The organism is Microcystis sp. M090S1, assembly GCF_020246295.1.
GTDB lineage: Bacteria > Cyanobacteriota > Cyanobacteriia > Cyanobacteriales > Microcystaceae > Microcystis > Microcystis aeruginosa.
In genome coordinates this window covers 1-4,136 of the sequence record NZ_JADBTF010000438.1, presented here as the reverse complement: position 1 = coordinate 4,136, position 4,136 = coordinate 1, and the positions used below count along the sequence as shown (strand labels likewise).

Genomic DNA, 4,136 nt, shown 5'->3' with positions numbered 1-4,136 from the left:
TAATCTCCAAAACTCCATCTAAAAAAGATAACCTTAACCCTGGGCGCTCAATTAGCTGTTCAACAGCTTTAAATTCTCTCCAGGTTAAGTCACTAATTAAAATTGGTTCTGCTTCTCGTTCGATGAGTGTAGTTATCATAATTTCAACCCAAATTTAGAGAGGGAATTTTGCTCAACATGATATCATATAAAAACAGATGATCATGAAAAATATCATGGAAGCATACAAACTGAGAGGAAAAGTAGAAATCATAGTCTAACAAACTACCCTTAATCATACCACAGCCCCGATCAGTAAACCTTTTGAGAATACCAAATCATCAGACCTCTTGTAAAAATCAAAAATTGTTGTTAGGGTTAGGAGTCAGTAGTCAGGAGAATTAAGAATGAATAATAAGCAATTGAATGGTCTATTTACATATTTTATGCCATTTAATCCTTATTTTTGAGGTTTTTGAACCCTCAAAAATTAATTATGCAAGAGATATTATCTAAATTATACTAAATCCGTTGAGTATAGGCTACTTATGAGGAGAAGCACTCATGCAAGAGGCACTCAGGCAAAACGGAGAATAAATAATCAGTTTTTAATAACCAGATTTAGTATTACTTGTTAATACTGCTCACTTAAAACTCAAATCTGATAACTGATAACTGATAACTGATAACTGATAACTGATAACTGTCTTACTCGGCCTTTACCAAACCCTGAGAGCGAATACAGGCCTGTTCCCAGCGACAATCGGGATTAACTTCTACCGGTTTGAGTTGCGCCCAGATTTCGCCTTGAGCATCGGCATAAAAACTATCGATAATAGCGGCAATACGAGTACCAAAAGGTTCGGTAATGAGGACAGAATCGGTCAGATTAAATACTTCGCCATTGGCTCCCGTCGCTTTTTCGATGACGGGAATTTCTGCTTTGGGAATCGGTTTTCGGAATGGAGGAGCCGAATCGAAACGGGGACGGAGAGGAGATTTTATCTCACTACTGACTGATTTTACCGTTTCCTCGGCTGGTTTTTCCTCAATTATTTCTGGAGGGGTTTCCGGGGGTTTGGGGGGTACTGCAGCCCTAGAACCCTTTTTAATAATTTGTAGAGGTTGTAGAGGAGGAGTGGTTTTAATTGGCTCTTCGGGGGGTTCAGGGGTGCTAGGGGTTTTCTTCGGGGGACGTGGCATGATACGACAAGGAAAATAAAAACTATAGAATTATTGAAGCACATCGAGCCGCTAACCCGCTCGACCGCTGCTTGTGTCAATTTTGCTGTGGCTAATTCTTCCCTGGCCCCAGGGCCAGACACCCGCACTACAGCTATCTACGAATTAGTCGATTCCCCTCTCCCCTCCAACTTATTGAAAAAAATTCTTATTAAGTATTGACAAAAATTCCTAATAAGCTTATGGTTATTTATAGTGTTCTCCTCTTAAGGATCGGCAGTGGAACCGCGCGGCAGTCTCTAACAATGCGGTTCCCATTTTTTTTTGGAACGATAGAAGGCTTTTAACGTCTCTAAACTTCTAGGTTTCCTCATCCTTTGGCTTTTATGAACGATAATTCCGACCTGTACCTCGATCATCTCACCCATGCGGATACTGTCATTACTGCTGAAATTGTCGAGCATGAGAGTCAATCAACAGATGAGACAGATTGGGCAGCTCTATCCTCTCATTTACGTCAACAAAATCAAGAATTACAAGCGGAGATCTGGCGACGGGAGCAAGCTATCGGGGAACTGCGATCGCAGTTAGCCGAGCAAAATCGTCGCTGGCAAAGTTGCGATACCCTAATCCAGCAGCAAAACGAGGAACTGCAATACGAAAAGCAACAATTACAGCGAGCTTTAGGGGAAATCGAACAGTATCGTCAAGCAGAACAACGGCAACCGATGATTATTGCCAATTTGACCGCAGAATTGACCCGCACGCGTCAACAATTAGCCCGTTTAGAGCGAGAATGTGCCTTAATTCAGGAAAGTTATCAGGAAAAAAGCCAAAAACTGTGCAACTATGACCAGCAATTGCAGGAATTACGCACCCGTCTCCAACGTCAGCAACGCTACACCCTCCAGTATAAAGCGGCCTTGGCCCAGTATTTCCAGCGCGGTAGCGATCGCAATTCTCCCCCGGATTTAGCCATTGTCGCCAAGGCAGCCGCGATCGAGCCTTGGTCTCAGACAGAGAATCAAGAAAGCGATGAAGTGGCTCCCATCGATGAGTTTTTAGCGGAATTAGAGACAATTGAGCCAGTAGAATCCTTAAATAAGAAAGATAGGGATTGGCCCGCACCTATCATCTCCCCTTCCCCGAAATATTCCTCTTTTCGAGTTGATTTGCCCACTTTTATTAAATATCGCCAAGAAAAAGATAATTCCTGAACAACAGAAAGAGAGCCGGCGACTGTCCATGTTTCGTCTCGGCTCTCTATTCTGGTTCGCTCCTCACACTAATTAAAATCTATCATAAGCTGATGGTTTTGTCCACTAAATTCGTAAAAGTTAATATTTTTATAAGTACCTAAGCAAAATTAATTACACATCCAAGCCGTCAGCAGTTACTCCGTCAGATTCGGCGTGAGCTTTTGTCAAACGCTTTTTGCTGTGATCAGTAAACAGTGAACTAAAAACTCAAATCTGATCCCTGATAGCTGTCTCCCGTCTCCCGTCTCCTGTCTCCTGTCTCCTGTCTCCTGTCTCCTGTCTTCGTTAAAGTTCCGTCATCGGCAGCAGTTGCCATTTTTGACGGAGAAGACGGTTAAGTAGTTTTTGACTGACGCTAATCAGGATTAATCTCGATCGCTGAATTGGGGACGATTCTCCGATAATGCGACATTTACGCTCAAAATTGAGCATTGCCTCGCAAAAATTTGCGGTTAGGGGATAGGGTTTCTGGCGTTCCCAACAATCACAAACGGTTAAAATTTGCAGGATTAAAGCTATTTCGGCGGGATGATGCCACGATAATAGTTCAGACTCGATTAATCTAATTTTTTCCCGATTGAGCAGTTGTAACAAACTAGAATAGCGAGCGTGGGTGTATTGAAATAAAAAGAAAAATTCTCCTCTGGGATGGAAAGGAAGCTGATCGGAGAAAAATTTATCAATTAAATCATTTAGTTTTAGTAACCAAAAGGACAAAAATTGCTGATCTAATAATAATTCTAGCCATCCTTCCTTAAGCTGAATTTGCGGAAAAAGGGCGATTAAATGGTTAAATATGGTTTGACATTGAACGGGCGTAAAATGATAAAACAGAGGTGAACGATAGAGAATACTATCAGTCTTTGGGCAACGATAAAAAGTTAATTTATGCTTTTTTTCTGGAAAAATATGAATTAATTGTTGTTTTAAGCAATGCTCGATCGAGGGGTGATTGTAGATAAAATTCATGCTCAGAAGGGTAAACGTAGTCTTATCAAATGGCTCTTTTGAACATTGGGTGAAAAATATTCATCATGTTACATTATGGACGCAAACAGTTTGATAAACTCACTGACCAGGTTGCGTCCCCACCTGCGCGTAGTGTAATTGGTAGGGGCATACAGCCTACTACCTTTCTTTGAGAAGATTTGCTGATCACCATAACTCCAAGAGAGCCTACCAAATTAATACTAAATCCGTTGAGTGTAGGCTACTTATAGAGGAGAGGCACTCATGCAACAGGCAAGAGGCTTACCCTTAAACTACGAACAGCTTATCGAATAAGACTTGCCATCATAGCCTAAAAAAGGGGAAAAAAGGGGGACTAAATTTTAACCAATATCAAACTTTTTCTTAAACTTTAGACAAAGTTTATGTGTAAAGGTACAGACAGTTGATATTTACCCCACATTCCGCACCCTCAACTGTCACATAAGCTGTCCCCCTCCAGAGACTTGAGTAAAAATACTTAGCTGGTGAAGGTTTTCTCGGTGGCCGCTAGGGGGGTCTTGAGACCCCTAATTATGAAAAAATAGGAATTGTTGGAAAACTGAGGCGAGTGGACTGTTCGACCAGGAATCAATCAACAGAAATTGAAGTCAAAAATCTAGACCATCTGGGATTAGTAGCCGGAATTATCGATGAAATAGGAATCGTTGAAATTATCAACGAACAAGTCTCAATTGAGCGAGGAGAAATTGTCACAGCGGGGCAAGT

At 41.4% G+C, this 4,136-nt stretch carries 4 protein-coding genes and 1 pseudogene; 2 read left to right on the top strand and 3 right to left on the bottom strand.

Features of this window, described 5'->3' with window-relative positions:
- Nucleotides 1-139, bottom strand: a pseudogene (locus tag IM477_RS19295) (Uma2 family endonuclease); the annotation flags it as partial.
- 548 nt (nt 140-687) lie between these two features.
- Nucleotides 688-1,182 (bottom strand): hypothetical protein, encoded by a 495-nt coding sequence (locus IM477_RS19290; RefSeq protein ID WP_287733105.1) that lies wholly within the window; start codon nt 1,180-1,182, stop codon nt 688-690.
- A gap of 365 nt (nt 1,183-1,547) precedes the next feature.
- On the opposite strand from IM477_RS19290, the gene IM477_RS19285 reads away from it, so the two are divergent.
- Nucleotides 1,548-2,378 (top strand): hypothetical protein, encoded by an 831-nt coding sequence (locus IM477_RS19285; RefSeq protein ID WP_287733104.1) that lies wholly within the window; start codon nt 1,548-1,550, stop codon nt 2,376-2,378.
- Between the two features lie 327 nt (nt 2,379-2,705).
- Here the strand turns inward: IM477_RS19285 and IM477_RS19280 are convergent, their stop codons facing one another.
- A complete protein-coding gene (locus tag IM477_RS19280) occupies nt 2,706-3,389 on the bottom strand; it encodes a DALR anticodon-binding domain-containing protein (RefSeq protein ID WP_287733103.1) in 684 nt (227 codons plus the stop codon).
- Nucleotides 3,390-3,978: 589 nt separating this feature from the next.
- On the opposite strand from IM477_RS19280, the gene IM477_RS19275 reads away from it, so the two are divergent.
- On the top strand, nt 3,979-4,136 hold a 158-nt coding region (locus tag IM477_RS19275; RefSeq protein ID WP_287733106.1), incomplete at its 3' end, for a DUF4277 domain-containing protein.

What these genes read in the sequence shown, in the direction of transcription:
- IM477_RS19290 (WP_287733105.1), bottom strand. Translation starts at nt 1,182, where the DNA reads ATGCCACGTCCCCCGAAGAAAACCCCTAGCACCCCTGAACCCCCCGAA.
- IM477_RS19285 (WP_287733104.1), top strand. Translation starts at nt 1,548, where the DNA reads ATGAACGATAATTCCGACCTGTACCTCGATCATCTCACCCATGCGGAT.
- IM477_RS19280 (WP_287733103.1), bottom strand. Translation starts at nt 3,389, where the DNA reads ATGAATTTTATCTACAATCACCCCTCGATCGAGCATTGCTTAAAACAA.